A 22,499-nucleotide genomic window follows, 5' to 3' on the forward strand; every position below is an offset into this window, starting at 1 on the left:
GAGACATTCCCTTGCATCCGAACATTCACCTTCCTGAAGCTTACCTTGAGCAGATCCGCCAAATCATGCCAGAGCACCTGAGCATGGATGAGTTTATTGCCTGCTGTAAAACCCCGCTCCGCCGCAGTATCCGGGTCAATACCCTGAAGATCAGTGTCGAAGATTTTCTGGCGCGGGTTGCAGATAAAGACTGGACGCTGACACCTGTTCCCTGGTGTGAGACCGGCTTCTGGATTGAACGTGAAGACGAGGACAGTGTCTCGCTCGGCAACACGGCCGAACATATGGCCGGCCTGTTCTACATTCAGGAAGCGAGCTCAATGATGCCGGTCACCGCGCTACTCAAAGACAATGATCAGCTCGGTTGTGTGCTCGACATGGCCTCTGCCCCCGGTTCAAAAACCACTCAAATTGCCTGTGCGATGGAAAACCGAGGCGCGCTGGTCGCCAACGAACTTGCGGCCAGCCGAATCAAAGTTCTTCATGCTAACCTGCAGCGTTGTGGTGTGTACAATACGGCGCTCACCCACTTCGACGGCTGTGTCTTTGGCGGCTGGGCACCAGAGTCTTTTGACTCCATTTTACTCGATGCCCCCTGCTCCGGCGAAGGGGCCATTCGCAAGGATGAAGATGCCATGGCCAACTGGAGCCTGGCTTCCGTTGCAGACATTGCCAACGTGCAGCGCGATCTGATCGTCAGTGGTTTCCAGGCATTAAAACCGGGCGGCGTAATGGTTTACTCGACCTGTACCCTGAATTTGCAGGAAAACCAGCAGGTCTGCCACTTCCTGAAGGAAACTTTTGGTGACGCGGTCACATTTGAGCCCCTGGGCGATCTGTTTCCGGGCGCAGAAAACGTGCTGACCGAAGAAGGATTCCTGCACGTTTATCCGCAAATTTTCGATAGTGAGGGTTTTTTCGTCGCCCGGATCCGAAAGCACGGTTCGGTTGAATCCCCAAAAGTAAAAAAGCGTCTGGGAAAGTTCCCGTTCAGCCCAGCCAGCGACAAAGAGCACACCCAAATTGCCACCAGCCTGCAAACCAATTTAAATCTGGCGATCCCGGAAGGCAGCGAGGTCTGGCTCCGCGATAAGGAAGTTTGGCTGTTCCCGGCCAATCTTCGCACGTTGCTCAGTGAAATTCGCTTCCAGCGGATTGGCGTTAAGCTTGCCGAGCAGCATAAGAAAGGATACCGCTGGCAACATGAAGCGATCATGACCCTGGCCAGCGGCCAGGAATCTGTCGCAACACCGCTAACAGCAGAGCAAGCAAAAGAGTGGTTTATGGGCCGGGATATCCGCCCGGACAATATCAGTGGTCAGGGCGAAGTGATCGTGACCTACCGAAACTACCCGATTGGCATTGGTAAATGGGTTGGCAACCGGATCAAGAATGGTCTGCCGCGTGAGCTTGTTCGTGATAAAAATCTTTTTGAAATCTGATCGCTAAAGTTGAGGGGATCGCTCAAGGTTACAGCACAAAATAACCTGAACATCAGCTTCACGGCACAGGTGTCAGAATTGAATGACATTCTCAATGCCTAAACTGGCAAATTATACTGCTTGAACTACCATTGATAGTGTAATTGATCTCCATTTACTAACCAGTTAGCGCAAGGCTCTCACGAGCCATTCCCCTAAGCCCGAAACAGGAGTCGTTTCGGGCTATTTTTTTGTTTATTTCTGACGTTTTCCCAGCGCTCCCGAACCCATACAGCACAAAATAATACCAATCAAAGTAAGTCAGTGTTCAGAAATAGCGCAGCGCTTCAAGAGAGTGAGGCATCCCCCACCTATTAATAGATACCGTGCCTACACACCAACAGAATGTCACTTTAATCTATTGAATTCATTAACTGTTAAGTTCATCAATAATTTTGAACAACTTGCACGATACTTTCCACTATCATCGCACCAGCCTATCTCATATATTTACTGCCAAGCGCATAACTCAGTGAAGGAATTATCTATGTCAAACGTACTTGTTCTAAAATCCAGCATTCTCGGCGATTACTCTCAATCAAATGGCCTGATTGATCACTTAATTGCTGCCTGGGAAGGTAAAACAGCTGCGATTATTGAACGTGACCTGGCTGCACACCCACTGCCGGTACTGGATGGCGAACTCGCCGGTGGCCTACGTGGTGGAGAGAACCTCAATACACGTCAACTAGAGGCGCTGGCCCTATCTGATCAGCTGATTGAAGAGATTAAAGTCAGTGATACACTGGTGATTGGTGCGCCGATGTACAACTTTACTATCCCGACGCAGCTGAAAAACTGGTTTGACTTAATTGCTCGTGCCGGTGTGACTTTCACTTATACCGAAACCGGCCCGGTTGGCTTGATGAAAAACAAGAAAGCGATCCTGGTTACTACCCGCGGCGGCATGCATAAAGATGGCGGAACCGATCACATGATACCTTACCTGAAAACGGTCCTGGGCTTTATCGGCATTACCGACGTGGAAGTGGTTTATGGCGAGGCACTGGCCATGGGCGAAGAGATGGCGGCAAACGGGATCGCCGCTGCGAAATCAGATCTTGAAAAATTGACCGCTTAACTGAAATCCTGGCGGGCTCTTTCGGGGGCTCAAAGTAAAGCTCTAGACCAAAAATCCACGGCTTAAAGTGATGCTATTGTCTTTGGTTATATACCAACCTTATCCGTGCTTGCGGATAAGGTTTTTTATGTTGGTTCAAACACTTGGTACTGCGCCACCCGACGTTCAAACAAAGATAATAAATTCGAAAATTCCGGGATTACCGTCATCGTATCGCTATCAGACTCATAAACCCCGATCTGACGTTGGGCTGGCCGAAACATCAGTGCGAACCCGGTGTCTGTTGGCTGAATGCCAAACTCGTCCTCCCGGTACACTTTCTGGCTGTCGTCATAACAGGCCGAAAAAAACTGCAAGAGTTCGTGCGCCGGCGGCGATTTAAACACTTCATCCCCGATTGTGGCACCATTGCTGTCTGAAGCAATCACCCGAAACCACTGCTCACTATACTTCATCAGTTCAAACAGCTTCCGCCGTTGCGACTGAGTCGGCTTCACCGCGGTATGTACCCGTCCCCGGGCTTCATAACGGATCACCCCGGTGGCTACCATCAGGTTCACAATGGTCAGCTCATCACAGGCCCCCTGCATCTCTGCCGGCAACAACGCAGCCACCGCACGGTGGTACTGTCGATTGTCCGTGTCCGAACGATGCAGGTTCAGCAATCTGCCATCAGGCAGGATATATCCACCATCCTGCTGGACGCGTGTGACCCCGAAATGTGTCACCAACGCGGAGATTAACCGATCACAGTTTTGTTGTACTTCTTTGTCCATAACATCCATCCATCTGAAACAAGTCTTGAATTTTCAGACAGATTTATGATTCATGACTCAACAAGAAAAGTCAGTGCGTCGGCTCTCATTATTTACAGTCTTACCAATATCAAAGCTTGGCTGCCGTTTTTTTCATCAGCGGCAGTCGCCCATCGCACAGTCGATAGCGCCATGCAAGAAGATTCAAGAGAAATCTGGACGATTTCAAGGCCTGTTCTATAATAAGAAGTGGAAAGCGTTTCTTTCTGCCAATAGGTCTTACAGAGATGAGGGGAAAGAGTAGCAACCGCGTAAGTTTCTGGGCTTGCAGCGTGGTCAACGAGAGCAGAAGCATAACCCTGTCATCGCTAACTCTCGACGCGCTTTCCATACTTCATCAATGATGATGGTAAACAACCCGCCTGTGTTGCGGGTTTTTTATTGTCCTTTTTCCCGTGAATTTTCATCGATAGCCGCAATAAGCGGCTACCCGAATCGATGAAATCGCCCTACACTTCCCAATCCGATGCATCGGATGGAAGATTGGCAAGCTTGTCTTCCGCCCAACTCAGCGCAGCCATTACGCAAGGAAAACCAAGGGTACTGGTCAGTAAAATCAAGCTGTGACGAACCTCTTCCGCACTCGCCCCGGCAGCCAGGGCGCGCTGAGTGTGGCTGTGAACCGCACCTTCCGAGCGGCAAGCTGCAGCAGCTGCAAGCTGGATCAGTTGTGCAGTTTTCTCATCGACCGGTCCCGCTTGCTTAACCGCTTTCCCCAGCGACTCAACCGCTTCAAGCAACTCCGGATATTCTTGCTGCATCATTCGATAATGTTTCGATGGATTGGCAGACATAGCTCCTCCTCACTTACCAGACCAATTGTTATACCAATCAAAGTAAATCAGTGATCAGAAATAGCGCAGGACAAATGTTTGAGAACAAGGCAGAATTTTCAGATAAGTAGTTATTTTACAATCAAAAATTCTAACGCAGTTATCGAACATTTGAACAAGCTAGGATGACCAGCTATTTACTGCGATTGGTATTATAGATAACCCGGCGACAGCGAAAGCTGTCACTGCCGGCACAGATACGCCCAAGTACCTCAAGCGTAGCTGCTCTGGCTAGAATGCCTGATGAACTTCAAACAAAATCGACAAACGATGCCTGTCTCAGCAACCTTGCCCGAACCTCTACACAATAAAAAACCCGGCCTGGGCCGGGTTTCTCCATGTTTTGACGTTACGGGATAATTCCTTATTTTGGCTTCGCAGCCAATTCAGCTTTTTTGAGCTCTTTCACTTTCTTGCTGATCTCACGACGCTCTTTAGATAGCTCAGCACTGATGATGATGTGATCATCAACGCGATCTTCATAGTCGCCCTTCATGTTCTTAATGATTTCAACAATCTGCTCGTGCGTCATATCTTCCTGGATGTAATCCAGCAGGTTTTCCAGCAGCTCAACACGTTTCCGGTTATCCCGGACCTTGCGATCGTTATCCAGGATCTCACGCTTTAGCTTATTTTTACGGCGTGTCTGGCGAACCAACTCTAGGATCGTGCTCATGATTTGTCCTTCTATGAATCTACAAAACCCAACTAATCTCGTTATAACAGAAAGTTATGTTGCCACTCAAGTCACAATTTCGCGAAGAAAAAAATATCACAGATTCTTTGATTTCAGCCAGTAAAACAGCCGTTACCTTGCATGGCAAACATGTTCGCCATGGCTCGACACACCCCAAACCAGTGAGAAAATTCTTACAATACAAATGTCTAGAGTTTGAGAATCGTTCTAGAATTCACCTTAAAGCTGTGAATAAAGCCACAAAACACCCACTTTAATATTTGCAAACAGCATATCAATGCCTATTCTTTGAATGTCAGTAGTGTTTGGCAGTGATGCAACAATATGAACGAACACACTTCATGTATCGGCGGTTTTTTCAGCATGTTGTACAGAAGGAACAGTTTCAATTGTCACCAAGGTTAAATATTTATTGGCGTAATGTGTTGATGTAAAAGATTCAGGAGACAACATGTCTAAAGCAACAGGTACCGTTAAGTGGTTTAATGAAGAAAAAGGGTTCGGTTTTATCACGCAAGACAATGGCGGTGCCGACGTATTCGTTCATTTCCGTGCCATCACAGGTGACGGGTTCAAAACACTCGCTGAAGGCCAAAAGGTATCTTACGATACCGAGCAAGGACCGAAAGGTCTGCAAGCCGCGAATGTCGAAAAGCTGTAACAAATTTTTGCATAAGTATGAATAAGGGCCGTTTCGGCCCTTTTCTTGTTTCTGGGGGTAAAGCAATATTTTGTTATTTTTTCATACTTTCAGAGGGGTTTATCACCAATTTTCTGTAAACCCCAAAGATTCTGCTAACTTAGCTTGATACAAAGTTCACATTTTCTCAGTTAAGAGCTTAATTCTATAAGTATTTGCTTGCCCTCCCCTACGTATTATGGCTTAATAGTCCTCGGCCTGTAATGCAGTCCTATTTATGCAGCAAATTGAAATAGAAAACTTCGTTCCACCACTTTGCAAGAAGTGTCGTTGTCCTGAAGAGCTCCATTATTCCTTTTGTCCATAAGTAATTGATTATGCTGGCTTAAGTGCGCACATAGGCGCGAGATTAATATTTTTCAGGAGACATCACATGTCTAAAGCAACTGGTACTGTTAAGTGGTTTAACGACGAGAAAGGTTTTGGCTTCATCACTCAAGACAACGGCGGTGCTGACGTATTCGTTCACTTCCGTGCTATCGCTGGTGACGGCTTCAAATCTCTGGCTGAAGGCCAGCAAGTAACTTTCGACATCGAGCAAGGCCAGAAAGGTCCTCAAGCTGCGAACGTTGAAAAAATCTAAGTCTTTTAGACTTTAAGAATTTGAAAAGGGTGCCATTGGCACCCTTTTTTAGTTCGACTCTCCAATATCACCTACCCCGACCTCACTTGATTGCCCACAAGAATATACAACTCTTCTGCTCAGGGTAAAGGCGCTTACCGTTCCGAAAAGAAAACCGAGCGCAATGCACTCGGTTCCATCGTCAGCGATGGTTGTGATTTAGCGGTGTCGGTAAGAAAAAGAAGTCAGGTCAACCCCAGGATCCAATCCGATGTAATCATCCTCAGCATCCGGGACCAATCCCAGATCATGCTGGCTATATACGCCCGGAGCGGGAATATAATCCTTGCTGGACGTCTCCGAACCAGCCTTCATCACGACCTGAACCGGCGTCATTGCACTGATGCTATTCATCTGGGCCAGGATTGCTTCAACCTGCGTGGCATCATGCGCTAAATAGCGAAAGTTTTTATTTAATTGGATGACCAGCACGGTTTCCGCTTCCTTCGTATCACCCGTTTGTTCTGGCCGCCTCACCGAAGCCAGTTGTGCCACTTCAATGGCGAAACCTTCATCCTCAACCGCTGCCAGCTGCCCTGACTCGCCCTGCTCTTGTAGCCGATAGAGTTCGCCATGTTGCAAGCTCTCCACAACGACAACCGGCTCGGATTGCCCGTCCATGCTTTGGGTTTTCCCTGCCGCCGGCTGCCAGGCACGGACCCGAATATCACCCTCATCAAATACTGCATTGTGGTTGAGATCATAGCTGACCGTTAACCATGAGTTTGCTGTTGCGGATGGGATAAACACGGAAACCCTGGGGTTGCGAAATTGCAGGGTCATCTCGAATATGCCGGTCTGTCGCGGCGCATCCAATAAAGTGGCTGATTTCGTCATTGTGATGTTTTTTACCGATTTTGCGACAGTCTGGATGATAACAGTCACCTTATCGCTGCCCTTGCGATCCCCGGTATCCGTCACCGTCAACTCAAACACATATTCACCCGCCTGATCCGGGTAGATGAATCGCGCACTCAGCTCATCGGCATCCAGTAGTGTCACCTGACTTGGTCCACTGCTCTGACGCCATTGAACAGACTTTGTATCGTACATATCTAAATGATGTTTGACCTTCCCTTGCAGGGCCACCGTCGTGATCGGCGTTGAAATCACCAGATCATCCCCGGCATTAACCTCTGGTTGTTTCTTTTTATCCCAATCATCAGCATCCGTACTGCAGCCTGCGAGCAGCACGGTCAGTAACAAATACCTGATCCCTTTTTTTAGTGTCAATGAAAACTGAGCCACAACGCCTCCTTAATCTCGCTGGCCAAATATGCATCTGTGATAAAACAAGAACACATCCAAAGTTAACAGGATAATCGGGACGAGTCTGTGGCGAAGTGGAGACGCTTTTGGACAGTTTGTGACAGGTTTTCAGGCAGTCTCCGGGACAGATTGTCGAGACTGTTTCGGCCAGGAGATGTCAAACCGCGCTCCACCGAGTGTTGAGTGCTGAATCGAGACATGTCCCTTATGCCAGTTCGCAATTTGCTGAACAATGGCCAACCCTAAGCCGTGCCCGCTGTTTCGCTCTCGTGGGGCGTTATTTTCCTGAGCGAACGGCTCGAATATTTTGCCCCAGGCGCTTTCCGGAAGACCACAGCCATCATCCTCGACGATCAGTGAAAATTGATCCTCGCGACTAGACAGCGTGACCCGAATCGTCGTGCGGGCAAACCGCCCTGCATTGGAGAGTAGGTTGTTCAATGCACGGACCATCGCCCGGCTATCAACCACCGCTGTCATCTCCCTGAGGTCGTCACAGCAGCGGTATTCAATCACCAGGCCTGCATGCTCATCCCGGAAATGATCCAGCTCCTTTTCAATCAGCCGGGCTAATTCACACTCGCGAAACTGGCTGACATCGGTGATCCGACTGTATCGTGATAGCACCAGCGTCTGATTAATCAGGTGATCCAAGTCATCGATACTGGCCCGAATCACATTTTCATATTTATCTTTCTGCGCCGTAGTGGTTTCTTCACTCCCCAACATCTCGAAAGCAAAACGCAATCGATAGAGCGGCGTGCGTAAATCATGGGCAATCGCATTGGTCATCTCTCGCTGGCCGAGGATCATTTCTTCAATGCTATCCGCCATTTGATTGAACGATCGTCCGAGCTTCTCAACCGTTGAAGAGCGTGAAACCTTAGCCCGCTTTTCCAGCCGCCCTTCCCCGAAATCATTCGCCGTTACAGCCAGACGATTCAGATCGCGCCATAAGGGGTACACCCACAAAAACATCGCGGCGGAAATGAAAATCACGAAAGTGATCAACAGGAGTCCATAGTAGTGCCCGAAGGGGTACTGTCCATCAACCTGATCCGCTTGTAATACGTAGGGTGCATTGAGCCGGTAATACAGCGTCATCTGGCCATCGGGCTGTTGCCGGACTACCGGCTGGGCGTTGTTTAACAGGGTGGTTTCTGTTGCCGATAGTTTCAGCTCGTCGTCTGTCTGTAACAGCAAGGTGTACGGAACCTGCTGATTGACCGACTGAAGATACTGAGTCCAGTCCGACACAGGGATTGTCTGCATGGCCTGCGCGAGAAGATGAAAGGTACCGCGACTGTTCCGGCGAACATGTTCTTCCAGAGACTGATTGAGTCCCAGGGAAATCACCCACGGACTCTCCTCAACCCGGTGCAGCAAGGCGCTGTGATCTGTAGTGGAAAGCACATAGGCACCAGCCAGTAATTTATCTTTCTGATCCGAATCGAGCGTCACGTCTTCAACGGGCTGTAATTGAAGAGAATACCCGAACGTATCCGACAGCGCTGAGATCGCATCAGGCCACTGCGCCTGAGGAACGGACTGAAGATGTTGCTTCAATAAGTAAAAGGTGCCGCGATAGGTTTCTTCGTAATAGTTCTCTTCAACATAGGCGTTAATCAGGCTAATGGGACTCAACCCCGTCGGCAGGATTAAAAACAAAGTCGGCATAAAGACGGCAAGCCATAAGACCGAAAACGCTTTCAACATGATTCCACAACCTCTTCGTGATTAACGGATACAGAGCTGATACCCTTTCCCGCGCACCGTTTTAATCACCTGAGCCTGCTCTTTGGTGTCATCATTCAGTGCTTTACGTAACCGGGAGATACGACGATCGATTGAGCGATCGAGTCCATCGTATGCCAATCCCCTGAGTTGTTGAACAATTTCTTCCCGGGTGACCACTTCACCGCTGTGCTTTGCAAGTAAACACAGGAGTTCAAATTCAGCCGTCGTGAGATCCACCGGCTGTGAATCAAGCAACACGCTACGTCGGGTCAGATCAATTGAGAGCGCCCCAAATTGATAATCAAATGAATTTGGTTCCGGTGGCACATCTTGCGTTGGTGTAGCCCGGCGCAACAACGCCCGGATCCTAGAGAGCAATAAGCGCGGCTGTACCTGTTTAATGACATAGTCATCGGCACCAAGCTCTAACCCCAACATCTGATCGATATCATCATCCAGAGCGGTTTGCATTAAGATGTAACCGTCATATTGCTGCCGGACCTGGCGGCAGACTTCCATCCCGCTGAGACCCGGCAGCATAATGTCCAGAATCACTAAATCAGGTTGTTCATCAATAATGCGCGTTACCGCGGCTTGGCCATCATTGACCACCGAAACCGCAAACTCATAGCGCTCCAGAAACTCCTGGATCAACACAGCTAAATCGCTATCATCTTCAACCAGCATGATCCGCTTGTTCACCACTGCGCCTGACGCCTCACCCATCATCTCAACTCCATAAGCTGCTGTAATCGCTAATCATACAAGATCTCGCGCATTTAACTGTGACAGTTTGTGACGAGCGACTGCGAAAGCGTTGCCGGCTATGTCGTCTGTGCCAGCACCCCGGTCCGATTCTGGTACTGCACCATCCCCGCCAAACAGGTAGCGGCCCCGACAGACACACCAATCACCACCAGCCAGGAATTCTCAAACCCCCAATGATCAATCATCAGCCCCATCAGGGTAAAGCTGGGCAGGACAATCAGGTTTTTCATGGTGGTTAAGACCCCCTGGATCCGGCCGCGATGGCTTTTGGGCGAATGGTTAGCTAGGTAGACGCCTTCTTTGGTCACCAGTAACACTTCAGCAGCTGAGAGGAAAAACCAGGCAAAGAAATGGATCGGGATCGTGGGCAGTACCATCACCAGCGCGTAACCCGCCGCAAACATCATCCCCGCATACGCCAGGCTGACAATCTCGGCCTGATTAGACGTCAGTCGCATTAATAGCGGGGTGATCACCACCACCAGAATACAGGCATAAGTCATCAACTGGCCAAACAACACCGGGCCATCGATACCGAAGATATGATTCAGGTACAGCGGGCTGGTCATTGTCATCTGGTTCAGGGCAACCCACAGCAAGGCACATAATCCGGTAAAGACCAGCAATCTGGGACGCTGCTTGAGCACCTGCCAGACCGAGCCTTCAACAGCCTGCTCCAGCGCTGAATGTGCCTCACCCTCTGAAACACCATCACGTTCGTCGGTCCGAATGAAAAACATCACCAATGCAATCCCCACCAGAGCGGCAATGCCATTGCCCCAGAAGATCCAGGCGGTAAAGTTCCAGAACAGGTACCCGGCCACCAGCGGCCCCGCGGCTGATCCCAGGTTAAATGCGAGGTAACTCAGCGACATCACCGCATCGCGGTTGGTTGGCGTCGACAGATCGGCAACCAGGGCATTACTGGCCGGGAGGGCCACCCCGAAGAAGAAATAGGCAACAAACAAGAACAGCGGGACCAGTTGGGCGTCGTCACTGTAAAATCCGCAGGCAATCAGGATCACCGCTCCCGCCAGCTCCCCCCAGACCATGATCTTTTTATGGCCCAAGCTGTCAGATAGTTTGCCGCCACAAAGGCCACCAAAGACAAAGAGTGCCATCAAACCCATCGCCAGGGTTCCGGCAAGCGTCGCGGAATAATCCAGCTTTTCCGTCAACAGGAGCAGTAAGAAAGGAATAATAAAATTGCCTAAGCCCAGGATAAAGCGGGCCACAGCGATGATATAGATGTTACCCGGTAACCCACGGTACAACGCGAGTGATTGCCATAATTGATTGAGCATGCAGTTCCTTGCATTGAAATACAAACGCTGGCTATGCCGCCAGCGTGGATTACTATATGGCAGCCGTTTCATCGGGCTGCCACACATCTAGATAGATTTAGATCTCAGCTTCAACTTCAGCTGACAATCGCAGACTGAATACTCGATGAGATGAGCTCATCAAACATCTCGGCCTGGCCTGCTGGAAGTAATTGTCGGTGGATTTCACGCCGTTTCACCTCTCCACAAAGGCGCTCTGCGATCCAGCCGGTGAGATACATACTCGACAGGCAGCCACCTGCGGTCGCGATATTGCCGTCAACAACCAGCGCCTTGTCCTCAACCGTGGCACCCATATCTTCCAATCTTGGTTTGGCATCCGGATGCGTAGTCAGCTTCCGTCCTTCAAGCAACCCAAGCCGGTAGAGGATAAATGAACCGGCACAAATCGACCCAATCAGTTGCTTTTCCGGATTCAGGTGAAAAGCCCCCATGAAATCGGGATCCTCAAGTACCGCCGGAACGCCCTTATAACCACTGACAAACAACACGGCGTCAGCCATGTTGGCTTGCGAAATATGACCATCCGTTTGAACTTCGATACCGAGTGTCGATATGTGGCTTGCTTTGGTTCCCAGCACACGCACCTGCCAGTCCCTATCGGAGCGACCGAAAACATCCCGCATTAAAAAGAAATCGACATCGGTAAATTCATCAAACAAAACAATTGCAATTTGGTACATAAAGTCTCCAGTGCTTGAAAGCCTCAGTTATTCACCGACGTGACGAATGAAGTCGAAAAAATGCGCATCTTGCGAAGCCACAGCAAATCCCAGCTTGCGATACAGCGCTACTGCCGGCGCATTATTTTTAAAGCAGCTGAGGGTAAGCGGTTTCCCTGCACGCTGCGCTTCCTGTTGAAGCTGGTTTGTGATCGTCACGCCGAGCCCTTGCCTCTGCCACGACTCAAAGACCGCCAGCAGGTGAAGGTGAACGCTTTGCTCGGTGTGCTTATAACAGACAAGCCCGACGCGTTCTCCCTGAAACACCACCCAGTAAAACCATGACGGCTGCAACCGGGACGTAAAGTAATGTTGCTGAAATGCCTCGTCCCAGCCCAAAGCTTCCTCAATCACCGGCTTCATCGCGGCTTTGAAGACCTCAAAAGTCAATGGCAGCTCTGTTTTACTGATACTGCAGAATTCTATGTCCACCACCCCGCCACTCCTTTGGATTCATTGATGCCATCCTATGGCGCAAACATGAGCTTCATAATATGTTGCGGCCCGGCTGCCCCGCCATGATATAAAGAGCCGGTATCTTCAAAACCGCCACTTAAATAACAGTGCTTTGCGCCGGGGTTTTTACAATTGACCGTGAGGTACATTTGCCGGAACTGAGGATAAGCCTGTGCTAGGAAACCACTGAGTTGCTGCACGGCTGATTTTCCGAAGCCCTGGCCCTGATATTGCTGATCAATCAAGTAACCTCTTAAGCCAAGACTGCCAGACTCAGCAAATTCATAGTTGTTGGCATACGTGGTATCAACCAGGAAGAAACCGACAACATGATCGTCTGACAAAATCACATGGGGATGAACGACGCTATCAATGTTGACCAGAATTTCATCGATAGTGCCAACAAATGGCAGTTGCTCATCCGACACGCTTAATTGGATCACCTCATCCAAATGATGAGGCTTCATTGCTTCAATACGAATCACAGTTCATCCTTATAACTGACTTTATTAAACATCCTGTCACCGCAATATGCTATCGTATTGATATATTAATACAATCATATTTATAAAGTAAAAATAATGAGATAAGTAAGGAGCATAGCCTTATCGACTGAGGCGACGTACTGAGCAGCTACCGTCAGCTCGTAAAAAGCAAGGGATCAGATTCCATAACGGTCAGAAACAGCAACGCCGGACAGGGTCCGGCGCCGATTCATATTAAAAATTGTTCACGCTTACTGAATGCCGTGGAGCTCTTTCCAGTTGCCCGGATGGACCACATAACCAAACAGCGCATGACCGCCGTAGATCAGCTCGGTTCCTTCCGGGATCCACAGCATCTGCCCCGGATACACCTTGTGCGTTTTCCCGTTGGCGGTCAGCTCAAAGCAGCCTTCAATCACGAAGACCACTTCGTCATAGAGGACCGTCCAGGCGACTTCGGCGCCTTCCCATTTGGCAAAGCCAACCCCGAGATTGGGAGAGACTTCCGGGCTCAGCGCCCGGGCTACGTAGGCCATGCCCGGCGTGTCACCGCGGACGTTAAACTCAAGCGACTGACTGTCGATCACTTTCACTTGCTTCATAATTCACTCCGACTCTGCCATTTGGCTAACTGAATTCGACTTCGCACGCCCAGCCCCAGTAAGGGCTCGGGCGGATTGAGGCTCGGCATCCCCGTCACCTGGCGGATATCTGTCAGCGCGGTGGAAGATGCCCCCATCACATAATCTGCCAGTAAGGTGCCCGAAATGGTGCCCCACGCAGCACCGACTCCGTTATCGCAGGCACTGGCATAAACCCCGTCATCCAGCTGACCAAAGAAATTGGTGAAGTTGCGGGAAATCGCGTAGACACCGCCCCAGGTATGGGTAAACGGCACCTCAGTCAATGCCGGATAACGCGCCAGAAAGACTTGACGATGATCATCTTGGATCTGTTGCCTCATAGCATCACTGATACTGGCACCGTATTTCGGCACATGTTTGTACGTGTTACGGATCAGGATCCGCCGATCGGCCGTCATCCGCAGTGTGGTCCCGGCATGATCAGCCGGGGTCAACCCCCAGTTGAGCTGCCCGCCATAACGCTGCATTTCTGCATCCGCTAACGGTCGTGTCCAACTGGCAAAAGTCATCACCGGCAGCAGGCGGTTTTTCAGATAGTCAAACTCACGGGTGAAGATACTGGTACCGAGCAGCAGCTCCGGCGTTTTCACCACACCGTGATCGCCCTGCAAAACCCAGTTGCCGCCTGCTTTTCGAAGGCTGCGTATGGGCGAGTTTTCAAAGATCGTTACATTCTCAGGCAAACTTTCGCCCAGCCCGCGCACCAATGCCGCAGGCTGCATCAGGTAACCACCGGGAGTGTAAATGGCACGACTGTAATAATTGGTGCCCAGCACTTTAGCCAGCTCAGCGCCGCCAACGTGCTCGAACGGCTCGCCGAGATCGGTCATCAGGTGCTCAAAATGATCGAGGTACGCTTCGCCGCGCGCGCCGACCGCGCCCTGATATTTCCCGACCGCCGACCACTGGCAATCAATGTCGTGCTGTTTGACCAGCCGGGACAGTTGCGCAATCGCCGAACGGTTCAGGGACAACAGCTTTTGCTTATGCGCTGGATCGGGATGTTCTAGGGCAAACTTATGCGGCAAGTCGATCACAAAACCTGAGTTACGCCCTGACGCCCCCTGGCCGATCCGCTGCGCATCGATCAGCAGGATCCGGGATTCCGGGCTGAGTACCGCCAGTCGCCGGGCCATCGCCAGTCCGGCAAACCCGGCGCCCAGCACCACATAATCTGCGTGCTCTTCGCCTTGAAGCTGCGCTTTGGCCGGCGCATCCGGTAAGGCCTGATACCAGCCGCAGGTGTTATCGTCATTCGGTAAGTGAATCATCTTTATTCCTCCACTTACGCCGCAGATTGTTTGAGGGATAACTGCCCCAGCCACTGCGCCCGCAGGGACTGCACCTGTTTCCCAAGCAAGGCAAATCCGGTCATCACCCCTTCCGGCGAATAGAAAGCAGCCGTCAGATCATCGCCTTGCTGCTCCACCACCCATTCACCCGCTGCGCCGGCAGCAACCGGGAAGACAGAGAGCGGCATGATCGGTGTTTTAACCAGCACCGGCGTTGGTGACAAGGTCACAGGTGCCAGATGACCGAGCAGACTTTCAACCAGCGACGGGATCATCTGATTAATCGGCGCAATATAAGGCTGCCAACCCTGCGTGGTCTCGACACAGTCACCCAGTGAGAAGATGTGCGCATCACTGGTCTGGCCGTATTGGTTCACGGTGATCCCGCGACCGACGTCCAGCCCGGATTGCGCAGCCAACGCGACATTCGGCTTAAGGCCAACGGCGCTGAGCACCAGATCGGCCTCGATCTGCTTACCGCTGGTCAACTGCAAGCTATAACCGGATGCCGGATTGACTGAAGCAGGTTCAATGCTGGCAATGCTGTCCTGCAGTGCCCAGGTAACGCCTTGCGCACTGAGTGCACTTTGCAGCGCTTCACCGAGTTGCTGCGGGATAAGGCGCTCCATCGGCCATTGGCCCAGGCCAATCACAGCCACCTCAAACCCGCTTGCAATCAGATCATTGGCAAACTCACAGCCGATCAGGCCATCGCCGAGGATCGCAATACGCTGCTTACCTTCAAGCTGCTGCCGGAAACGACGATAATCGACCAGATCATTGACGCTCACCACCCCAGTGCGATCACCGGCAATCGGAATTTCAATCGGTGACGCCCCGGTGGCCAGCACCAGGCGGCTGTAGGCGTAGGTGCCGATACTGGTGTGCAGCATCCGATTGTCACGATCGATCTGTTCCACCCGGGTATGCGGATAAACCCGGATATTCAGCCGTTGCTCCCATGCCAGCGCACTCTCGCTTTGCAGGCCATCGCCGTCTTTGCCCATCGCCAGCGCATTGGACAATGCTGGTTTACTGTACAGGGCACCATCATCGGCGGTGAAGACGGTGATTGACACATCGGCCGACTGTGCCCGAAGGGCGGCTGCCAGCTGATAGCCACTATGACCACTGCCAATGATCACAATCGGCTCAACCGCAAACGCAGATTGACCCACTTCCTGCGGCGTCGGCTGCTCTGCCGGGATCGCACTGCTATCGGATGTGTTTGACACCGCGACGGCATCCGTCATTGATTCCGCATCATCTTCGGTGATTTCAATCATTTCAAAATCGGCTTTCCCGACCAGACAATCCGGGCAGAGCCAGTCATCCGGCACATCTTCCCAGGCCGTCCCCGGCGCAATGCCGTCGGATGGCCAGCCTTTTGCTTCATCGTAAATTAAGCCGCAAATGATACAGAGCCACTTTTTCATTACTTTGTCTCCAACTACCTTGTTGCACTGCCCTGAACATCGGCACTCACGCCACCCTGACCCGTTCCGTTCATCAAGGCGGCGTGAGGCAGATGAAAAGGAAACCGATGTTCTGGCCTACTCGTTACTTTCGTGCTGTAAGCGAATCGCGATGTTTCGGGTATGAACATAGCTGTAAATCGCTTCCTGCCCTTTCTCGCGGCCAAACCCGGACAGCCCGACACCGCCAAACGGAGTTTCGATGCCACCGGCAAACCATTCGTTGATGAACACCTGTCCGCCGCGCAGCTGTTGCGCCACCCGCAGGGTCTGGCTCAGATTTTCACCGAACACCCCGGCCACCAATCCAAACTCAGTGCCATTGGCAATCGCCACAGCTTGTTGTTCGGTCTCAAACGGGGTGATCACCAACACCGGGCCAAACACTTCTTCCTGAGCGATGGACATCTCCGGCGTCGCTTCAATCACCGTCGGGGCGACGAAATAACCGGACATTTCCGGGGCGTACCCACCGGTGAGAATGTTGGCCCCTTCCGCTCTGGCCTGCTCTATCATTGCCAGCACCCGCGCTTGCTGCGCTTCAGAGACCAGCGGCGTGAGATCCGGCTGGCTCTCGCCCTGACCGATCGTCAGTCCTTCCGCCATCTCCACGACCGCGGCTTTAAATTCCTCATAGCGTTCCTGTTGCACCAACAGGCGCGACATCGCTGAGCAGACCTGACCGGCATTGAAGAAAATCCCGACCTGCACACTTTTTAGCAGCGTTTCCAGGTTGGCATCTTTCAGTGCAATCGCCGCAGATTTCCCTCCCAGCTCCATCACCGATGGCGTTGCTCGGTGCGCGGCATCTTTGAGGATCCGCTGGCCGGTCGGCACCGATCCGGTAAAGACGATCTGATCGACTTCCGGATGCTGCACCAGATGGCTGCCGACTTCCGAGCCTTTGCCGCATAGCAGATTGATCGAACCCTGCGGGAAGCCGGCTTTTTCAATCGCTTTGACCAGCAACGTCATCGCCAGAGGCGAGATCTCCGGGGATTTGATCACCACCGCATTGCCTGCCGCCAGGGCCGGAGCCAGTGAGCGAGCACAAATCGACACCGGGAAGTTCCACGGCACAATCTGCACCGACACCCCGAACGGCACGTACTGGGTAAAATCAACATAATCTTTGCCGAGTGGGATTGAGGTGCCTTCCAGCTTGTCGGCCATTCCGGCGTAGTACTCGAAGTAACGGGCGGATTCCAGAAACTCATCTTTGGCGTCCTGCAGCGACTTGCCGTTTTCACGACAGGCCACCAGCCCGCCTTCTTCGACCATTTCACGAATTGCAGCGGCAGCCTTGAGCATCCATCCGGTTCTGACCGCCGGACGAACATCCGACAGCAACCCTTCATTCACGCAGCGACGCGCAGCGGCCATGGCCCGGTCCGCATCAGCGAGATCAGCCTGGGCAATCGTGGCATAAGGCTCCGCCGTGCCTGGGTTCATCACTGTGAGAGCGCGATCTGCGTCGCACCACTGACCGTCGATATAATTGAGATAATGGGTCATACTCGGGCCTCCATCGCCGATTTCACTTGTTTGGCCAACCAGGTCTGGAAGAAGTGGGTCGGCACATCCATCTCCGGCGAGAACACCCCACCGCCAAAGCCCGGCGAGTGACGGCCCTGCTGCATGCCTTCCACAGCACCGATATCTTCCCCGAACACCACGCGCCAGGACTCCACGGTTGCGGTGCGACAGGCAGCGAACTCATCTTTGGTCGCTTCATCACCGACATAGAAGATGCGCAGATGCTCGATGCTCTTATCGGCACTGATAGGTTCGATCATCATGGCAAAGGCATGATCAGCCTGGATCCCCAGCAAGACATTCGGAAACAGCGCGACGTATTCGGCGTGGCGGAGTTTGTCTTCCGGCCAGCTCGGGAATTTCGGCAAATGGGTGCCCGCAGTATCCGACAGGTTGTAGGCCAGGCTACCCTGGCCGGCAAAGCGCTCGTCGAACATGATGTTGTAGTGATCTTCAAGGCGCGAATAGCTGTTCAGACTCGGGTGGACCCAAGGCAGGTGGTAGGCTTCACAGTAGTTTTCCACCGCCAGCTTCCAGTTACTGTTGACTTCAATTTCCAGGTTACCGCCCATGTTCACCCGGCGCAGCAAGCCAAGCCCGTCATCGCCGAGGAATTGCTGCCAGCGCTGCTCCAGCGGCGCAATATGCTGCTCGAAACTTGGCGCATCGCCCGACAGATTGACAAACACCATGTCCATCCAGACCGCAGAGCGAAGCGGTTTCAAGCCGTGTTTTTCACACTTGAAGCGGTCATCTTTGTGCTTGGCAATTCCGCCGATATGCGGGGTGCCTTTCAGATTGCCGTCCAGATCGTAGGTCCATGAGTGATACGGGCAACGGATCATCCCCTGCACTTCACCGGCTTCATGCACCAGCTTCATCCCACGGTGGCTGCAGACGTTATGGAACACCTGGACTTCCCCCTGGCGATTTTTCATCAGCAGCAACGGCAGGTTCATGAAATCGATGGGCATCACGTAACCGTTCTTGACCAGATCAGAAGCAAAACCAATACAGACCCAGGTATTGCCAAACACCTGATCACGCTCAAATGTAAAGTAGTCGGCGTTGGTGTAAGCGTCGTTCGGCATCCCGGTCGCCTCGCTGATGGGATTTAACACGCGATCGACCAGTTCAATAGGGATAATGGTTTGATTGACATTGCTCATATTCTTATCTCCGAAAATAGAGTGGCATCCAGTGCACACAACATCGTGTTGTTTTTTGAAAAGTGGCTTGAATCGTTGTTTGAATGGAGATGATTCTGGTTAACAACGTCGTAACAAACAAACGACTTTTTCGGAGGGTGTTAATGAGAAATTATCATTCGTGCATTGATCTGAGTTAATCAATTCAACCTTATTATTAATAAGACTATTACTTACATGATCAACGCTCATCAATTGATGATAATTAATCAGTTGAAACCCGATCCACCACTCTCTACCCTTTTCAAAAATTAACAATAACGCAACAACACTGAAGCATTGAACCCAAAATTGAATCCAAAATTGAATCCAAAGCACTGAGAGGGATGTCTATGAGAGCAACATCAGGGATACTGAAAGGACTCAACCCGACGGTGACGATTGCATCAAAAATCGTCGTCATCGGTTTTGTCCTGTTCTGCGCGATTCTCGCCAACCAGGCCGGACAATATTTCGAAACTATCTCCAGCATCTTATTGCAGAATATGAAGTGGTTTTATATTGGGCTGGTCTCACTGGTGGTCGGGTTTCTGCTGTATTTAATGGTCAGTCGCTATGGCCATATTCGTCTTGGCAAAGACGATGAGAAACCGGAATTTAACTATTTGTCGTGGGTGGCCATGTTATTCTCCGGCGGGATGGGGATCGGGCTGATTTTCTGGTCGGTTGCCGAGCCGATGTGGCATTATGCCGACAATCCGTTTACCGAGGGGCTCACCAATCAATCCGCTGCAACATCAATGAAGCTGACCTTTTTTCACTGGGGCTTACATCCCTGGTCTGTGTTTATTATTGTTGCGCTGGCGCTAGCCTATTTTTCTTACCGTAAAGATCTCCCCTTCACCCTCCGCTCGATTCTGTACCCTTTGATTGGGGAGCGCATTTATGGTCCCATCGGCCATACCGTGGATATTCTCACCGTCGCCGTCACAGCCTTTGGCATTTCCCAAACCCTGGGCATGGGCGTCATTCAGATCAACTCCGGCTTAAATCAGGCCTTTGGTCTCGATATCAGCCTGGGAACCCAGCTGGTGATTATTGTTGCCCTCTGTACCTGTGCCGTGGCCTCCGTGCTGTCGGGCGTCGGCAAAGGGATCCGCCGCTTGTCGGAATGGAATATGTTACTGTCACTCGTGCTGGTCATGGTGGTGCTCTACATCGGCCCGACCCGGTATATTCTCAACACCTTGCTCGAAAGCACCGGTGCTTATGCGCAGAATATTGTCGGTATGAGCCTGTGGAGCGACGCGCAAAATGACTCCGGCTGGCAGAACTGGTGGACCGCCTACTACTGGCCATGGTGGATGACCTGGGCCCCGTTTGTCGGCATGTTTGTCGCCCGGATCTCAAAAGGTCGTACGATTCGCGAGCTGATCGGCGGCGCGCTGATTGTTCCGACCCTGATCACCTTCTTGTGGATTTCCGTCTTTGGCGGCGCTGCGCTGAAAGTTGAGCAGGATGCCCGGATGGCTCACCAAGCGCAGGTGGTGGCCGCGCAAGAAGCCAACCAGGCGCCACCGGCCGCATTTACCGGCGGTCCGATCCTCGAAGCAACCAAAGCCGACACCACCCGCGCATTGTTTACCCTGTTTGATAACCTTGATGCCGATCTGTTCGGGAAGCTGCTGAGCACCCTCGCCTGTTTGCTGCTGGGCACCTATTTCATCACCTCGGCGGATTCCGGAACGTTGGTGCTGTGTACCCTGGATGCTGCCGGCGACAGTGAGCCGCCGACCTCTATCCGGGTGCTCTGGGGGATCATGATTGCAGCGATCGCCGGTGTCTTGCTCTATGCCGGCGGCCTGAAAGCCATGCAGACCGCATCGATCATTGCCGGTTTCCCCATTGCCATCTTTATTGCCGTGATGAGCTTCACCCTGTTCCACTGCATCCGCCGCGAGCCAAAACCATGGGCCATGCTGCCGGAGCACGTCCACCCGGAGCAAGAAAAGCTGGATGGCCCGGTTGAGCCGCTGGTTGAAGCCAAAACAGAAGCCGAACCTGCAGCGCAGGCTTCATCCCGGATCGAGCCGGATTCGAAGGCAACACCACCGCTCAATCCAAAACCGCTGCTCGGATCATAGACAAAACCGTGCCCAGAAGCGCAACCAAAAAAGCTGGAACTCAGGTTCCAGCTTTTTTATTCATCGGCCTATATCAGGCCAGGCCATTCAGGGATACATAGAATCAGGAAAACGTCCCCCGCGCTAAACCAGTCCTTTCTGCCCCACCGCGTCCGGCAGCTGTTGTAACAGCCACTCGCGAAAACACTTTACACTGGCCGGAACGAGACCCCGCCCCTTCGGCTCGAGCAACGAAAAATTCGACGGGGTTTTCAGAACATGCTCGACCGGCCGAACCAACACCCCACTTTGCAGATAGTCATCGACCAGCGACCCCCAAGCCAGGGCAATTCCCTGGCCATTAATCGCGGCCTGCAACAACATCGGGTAATTATTGATATTCATCCGGTTCCTCGGCGTGATATTGGGCAGGCCCACGGCTTGAAACCACTCTTCCCAGTTCACCCAGTCTCGCTGCGACTCTTCCAGGAACAGCAGGGTTTTGCTGAATACGTCTTCCGGTGCGGCCGGCTGGCCGATTTTTTCCAGGTAAGCCGGACTGCAGACGGGAAATACTTCTTCTGAAAACAGCGTGGTGACTTCCATCTCCGCTGGCGGAGTCCGGCAATAGAACAATGCCAAATCACAATCCAGGCGCCGTAAATCAAGAATATTATCCGAGGCCAGGATCCGCAGATCGATATCATCATGCTCGTTCTGAAACTCAGCGACTTTCGGCAGCAGCCACAGCGCCGCCATGGCATTGGTGGTCGCCACCGTGATCTTCTGCTCGCCCTGCCACTTCTTCACTTCTCCGGTGATTTGCGCAATATCCATCAGCGACTGACTCACCGACTGATAATACTGCAGGCCGGTCGGCGTGAGATTGATACTGCGGTTGGCCCGAGTAAACATGGCTTTGCCCAGATACTCTTCCAGTTGTCGAATTTGCCGGCTGATGGCGCCTTGAGTCACATTCAGCTCTTCAGCGGCCAGCGTAAAGCTCAGGTGTCGGGCCGAAGCCTCAAACGCAACGAGGCTGTTTAGTGGTGGTAGGGGTTTGATTTTCATGGTACTTCCAGTAAGGCTATCTTTAATTATTATGATGAGATGCCGTGGGTCAGACCCCGGCACCTCCTGCTCATTCTGAGCAGAAATAGCCAAACAACAATAAGGAAATTCGAAAAAAGAGAAGTGAGTCATCATTGGCTCAAGTGCGGTCGAATGGTTTTGTTTAAAACACTGAAAGACTGATTTGTTTGAGGCTGCCTT

The 22,499-nt window shown here is 51.8% G+C and carries 21 protein-coding genes; 5 read left to right on the forward strand and 16 right to left on the reverse strand.

Annotated features, from left to right (window positions below):
- Positions 1 to 11 precede the first annotated feature (11 nt).
- Together rsmF and NNL38_RS08055 are read left to right on the forward strand one after the other, a co-directional pair.
- A complete protein-coding gene (rsmF, locus tag NNL38_RS08050; protein ID WP_255390493.1) occupies positions 12 to 1,442 on the forward strand; it encodes a 16S rRNA (cytosine(1407)-C(5))-methyltransferase RsmF in 1,431 nt (476 codons plus the stop codon).
- Positions 1,443 to 1,968: 526 nt separating this feature from the next.
- On the forward strand, positions 1,969 to 2,562 hold the full coding sequence (locus tag NNL38_RS08055; RefSeq protein WP_255390494.1) for an FMN-dependent NADH-azoreductase: 594 nt from the start codon (positions 1,969 to 1,971) through the stop codon (positions 2,560 to 2,562).
- A gap of 125 nt (positions 2,563 to 2,687) precedes the next feature.
- On the opposite strand, the gene NNL38_RS08060 is transcribed toward NNL38_RS08055, so the two are convergent.
- The 3 genes from NNL38_RS08060 to NNL38_RS08070 form a co-directional block, all read right to left on the reverse strand.
- A complete protein-coding gene (locus NNL38_RS08060) occupies positions 2,688 to 3,338 on the reverse strand; it encodes a hypothetical protein (protein WP_255390495.1) in 651 nt (216 codons plus the stop codon).
- Positions 3,339 to 3,826: 488 nt separating this feature from the next.
- On the reverse strand, positions 3,827 to 4,171 hold the full coding sequence (locus NNL38_RS08065; RefSeq protein ID WP_255390496.1) for a carboxymuconolactone decarboxylase family protein: 345 nt from the start codon (positions 4,169 to 4,171) through the stop codon (positions 3,827 to 3,829).
- Positions 4,172 to 4,574: 403 nt separating this feature from the next.
- On the reverse strand, positions 4,575 to 4,886 hold the full coding sequence (locus tag NNL38_RS08070) for a DUF496 family protein (RefSeq protein ID WP_255390497.1): 312 nt from the start codon (positions 4,884 to 4,886) through the stop codon (positions 4,575 to 4,577).
- Positions 4,887 to 5,358: 472 nt separating this feature from the next.
- On the opposite strand from NNL38_RS08070, the gene cspE (NNL38_RS08075) reads away from it, so the two are divergent.
- Together cspE (NNL38_RS08075) and cspE (NNL38_RS08080) are read left to right on the forward strand one after the other, a co-directional pair.
- Positions 5,359 to 5,568: a transcription antiterminator/RNA stability regulator CspE gene (gene cspE / locus NNL38_RS08075; protein WP_255390498.1), complete on the forward strand. Its 210-nt coding sequence runs from the start codon at positions 5,359 to 5,361 to the stop codon at positions 5,566 to 5,568.
- Between the two features lie 412 nt (positions 5,569 to 5,980).
- Positions 5,981 to 6,190, forward strand: coding sequence for a transcription antiterminator/RNA stability regulator CspE (cspE, locus tag NNL38_RS08080; protein ID WP_255390499.1), 210 nt, complete (start codon positions 5,981 to 5,983; stop codon positions 6,188 to 6,190).
- A gap of 198 nt (positions 6,191 to 6,388) precedes the next feature.
- Here the strand turns inward: cspE (NNL38_RS08080) and NNL38_RS08085 are convergent, their stop codons facing one another.
- The 12 genes from NNL38_RS08085 to NNL38_RS08145 form a co-directional block, all read right to left on the reverse strand.
- A complete protein-coding gene (locus NNL38_RS08085) occupies positions 6,389 to 7,477 on the reverse strand; it encodes a PKD domain-containing protein (protein ID WP_255390500.1) in 1,089 nt (362 codons plus the stop codon).
- Positions 7,478 to 7,606: 129 nt separating this feature from the next.
- Positions 7,607 to 9,214 carry an ATP-binding protein gene (locus NNL38_RS08090; RefSeq protein WP_255390501.1) on the reverse strand — a complete coding sequence of 536 codons (1,608 nt, stop codon included), beginning with the start codon at positions 9,212 to 9,214 and terminating at the stop codon, positions 7,607 to 7,609.
- Between the two features lie 21 nt (positions 9,215 to 9,235).
- Positions 9,236 to 9,964, reverse strand: a complete 729-nt coding sequence (locus NNL38_RS08095; RefSeq protein WP_304414196.1) for a winged helix-turn-helix domain-containing protein — start codon at positions 9,962 to 9,964, stop codon at positions 9,236 to 9,238.
- Between the two features lie 95 nt (positions 9,965 to 10,059).
- A complete protein-coding gene (locus tag NNL38_RS08100) occupies positions 10,060 to 11,307 on the reverse strand; it encodes an MFS transporter (RefSeq protein ID WP_255390502.1) in 1,248 nt (415 codons plus the stop codon).
- A 116-nt stretch (positions 11,308 to 11,423) separates the two neighbouring features.
- Positions 11,424 to 12,029 (reverse strand): DJ-1/PfpI family protein, encoded by a 606-nt coding sequence (locus NNL38_RS08105; RefSeq protein WP_255390503.1) that lies wholly within the window; start codon positions 12,027 to 12,029, stop codon positions 11,424 to 11,426.
- Between the two features lie 27 nt (positions 12,030 to 12,056).
- Positions 12,057 to 12,503, reverse strand: coding sequence for a GNAT family N-acetyltransferase (locus NNL38_RS08110; protein WP_255390504.1), 447 nt, complete (start codon positions 12,501 to 12,503; stop codon positions 12,057 to 12,059).
- Between the two features lie 32 nt (positions 12,504 to 12,535).
- On the reverse strand, positions 12,536 to 13,009 hold the full coding sequence (locus tag NNL38_RS08115) for a GNAT family N-acetyltransferase (RefSeq protein WP_255390505.1): 474 nt from the start codon (positions 13,007 to 13,009) through the stop codon (positions 12,536 to 12,538).
- A gap of 251 nt (positions 13,010 to 13,260) precedes the next feature.
- Positions 13,261 to 13,611: a EutQ-related cupin domain-containing protein gene (locus NNL38_RS08120; protein ID WP_255390506.1), complete on the reverse strand. Its 351-nt coding sequence runs from the start codon at positions 13,609 to 13,611 to the stop codon at positions 13,261 to 13,263.
- Positions 13,608 to 14,924, reverse strand: coding sequence for an NAD(P)/FAD-dependent oxidoreductase (locus tag NNL38_RS08125; RefSeq protein WP_255390507.1), 1,317 nt, complete (start codon positions 14,922 to 14,924; stop codon positions 13,608 to 13,610). Before NNL38_RS08125 ends, NNL38_RS08120 begins: the two co-directional genes overlap by 4 nt.
- 14 nt (positions 14,925 to 14,938) lie before the next feature.
- Positions 14,939 to 16,381 carry an FAD-dependent oxidoreductase gene (locus tag NNL38_RS08130; RefSeq protein ID WP_439651380.1) on the reverse strand — a complete coding sequence of 481 codons (1,443 nt, stop codon included), beginning with the start codon at positions 16,379 to 16,381 and terminating at the stop codon, positions 14,939 to 14,941.
- Between the two features lie 117 nt (positions 16,382 to 16,498).
- A complete protein-coding gene (locus NNL38_RS08140) occupies positions 16,499 to 17,935 on the reverse strand; it encodes an aldehyde dehydrogenase family protein (RefSeq protein WP_255390508.1) in 1,437 nt (478 codons plus the stop codon).
- Positions 17,932 to 19,125, reverse strand: coding sequence for an aromatic ring-hydroxylating oxygenase subunit alpha (locus NNL38_RS08145; RefSeq protein ID WP_255390509.1), 1,194 nt, complete (start codon positions 19,123 to 19,125; stop codon positions 17,932 to 17,934). Before NNL38_RS08145 ends, NNL38_RS08140 begins: the two co-directional genes overlap by 4 nt.
- 371 nt (positions 19,126 to 19,496) lie before the next feature.
- On the opposite strand from NNL38_RS08145, the gene NNL38_RS08150 reads away from it, so the two are divergent.
- The gene (locus NNL38_RS08150) at positions 19,497 to 21,248 is read left to right on the forward strand and encodes a BCCT family transporter (protein WP_255390510.1); all 1,752 of its coding nucleotides are present in this window, start codon (positions 19,497 to 19,499) and stop codon (positions 21,246 to 21,248) included.
- Between the two features lie 123 nt (positions 21,249 to 21,371).
- On the opposite strand, the gene gcvA is transcribed toward NNL38_RS08150, so the two are convergent.
- Positions 21,372 to 22,298: a transcriptional regulator GcvA gene (gene gcvA, locus NNL38_RS08155; RefSeq protein WP_255390511.1), complete on the reverse strand. Its 927-nt coding sequence runs from the start codon at positions 22,296 to 22,298 to the stop codon at positions 21,372 to 21,374.
- Positions 22,299 to 22,499 lie beyond the last annotated feature (201 nt).

It is taken from the genome of Photobacterium atrarenae, from assembly GCF_024380015.1.
Lineage (GTDB): Bacteria > Pseudomonadota > Gammaproteobacteria > Enterobacterales > Vibrionaceae > Photobacterium > Photobacterium atrarenae.

Excerpts from the sequence above, each read along its gene's own strand:
- NNL38_RS08060 (WP_255390495.1), bottom strand. The coding sequence starts at position 3,338 with ATGGACAAAGAAGTACAACAAAACTGTGATCGGTTAATCTCCGCGTTG.
- NNL38_RS08070 (WP_255390497.1), bottom strand. The coding sequence starts at position 4,886 with ATGAGCACGATCCTAGAGTTGGTTCGCCAGACACGCCGTAAAAATAAG.
- NNL38_RS08145 (WP_255390509.1), bottom strand. The coding sequence starts at position 19,125 with ATGAGCAATGTCAATCAAACCATTATCCCTATTGAACTGGTCGATCGC.
- cspE (WP_255390499.1), top strand. The coding sequence starts at position 5,981 with ATGTCTAAAGCAACTGGTACTGTTAAGTGGTTTAACGACGAGAAAGGT.
- cspE (WP_255390498.1), top strand. The coding sequence starts at position 5,359 with ATGTCTAAAGCAACAGGTACCGTTAAGTGGTTTAATGAAGAAAAAGGG.
- NNL38_RS08125 (WP_255390507.1), bottom strand. The coding sequence starts at position 14,924 with ATGATTCACTTACCGAATGACGATAACACCTGCGGCTGGTATCAGGCC.
- NNL38_RS08120 (WP_255390506.1), bottom strand. The coding sequence starts at position 13,611 with ATGAAGCAAGTGAAAGTGATCGACAGTCAGTCGCTTGAGTTTAACGTC.
- NNL38_RS08140 (WP_255390508.1), bottom strand. The coding sequence starts at position 17,935 with ATGACCCATTATCTCAATTATATCGACGGTCAGTGGTGCGACGCAGAT.
- NNL38_RS08100 (WP_255390502.1), bottom strand. The coding sequence starts at position 11,307 with ATGCTCAATCAATTATGGCAATCACTCGCGTTGTACCGTGGGTTACCG.
- gcvA (WP_255390511.1), bottom strand. The coding sequence starts at position 22,298 with ATGAAAATCAAACCCCTACCACCACTAAACAGCCTCGTTGCGTTTGAG.
- NNL38_RS08150 (WP_255390510.1), top strand. The coding sequence starts at position 19,497 with ATGAGAGCAACATCAGGGATACTGAAAGGACTCAACCCGACGGTGACG.
- NNL38_RS08090 (WP_255390501.1), bottom strand. The coding sequence starts at position 9,214 with ATGTTGAAAGCGTTTTCGGTCTTATGGCTTGCCGTCTTTATGCCGACT.
- NNL38_RS08055 (WP_255390494.1), top strand. The coding sequence starts at position 1,969 with ATGTCAAACGTACTTGTTCTAAAATCCAGCATTCTCGGCGATTACTCT.
- NNL38_RS08065 (WP_255390496.1), bottom strand. The coding sequence starts at position 4,171 with ATGTCTGCCAATCCATCGAAACATTATCGAATGATGCAGCAAGAATAT.
- NNL38_RS08095 (WP_304414196.1), bottom strand. The coding sequence starts at position 9,964 with ATGATGGGTGAGGCGTCAGGCGCAGTGGTGAACAAGCGGATCATGCTG.
- NNL38_RS08105 (WP_255390503.1), bottom strand. The coding sequence starts at position 12,029 with ATGTACCAAATTGCAATTGTTTTGTTTGATGAATTTACCGATGTCGAT.
- NNL38_RS08130 (WP_439651380.1), bottom strand. The coding sequence starts at position 16,381 with ATGAAAAAGTGGCTCTGTATCATTTGCGGCTTAATTTACGATGAAGCA.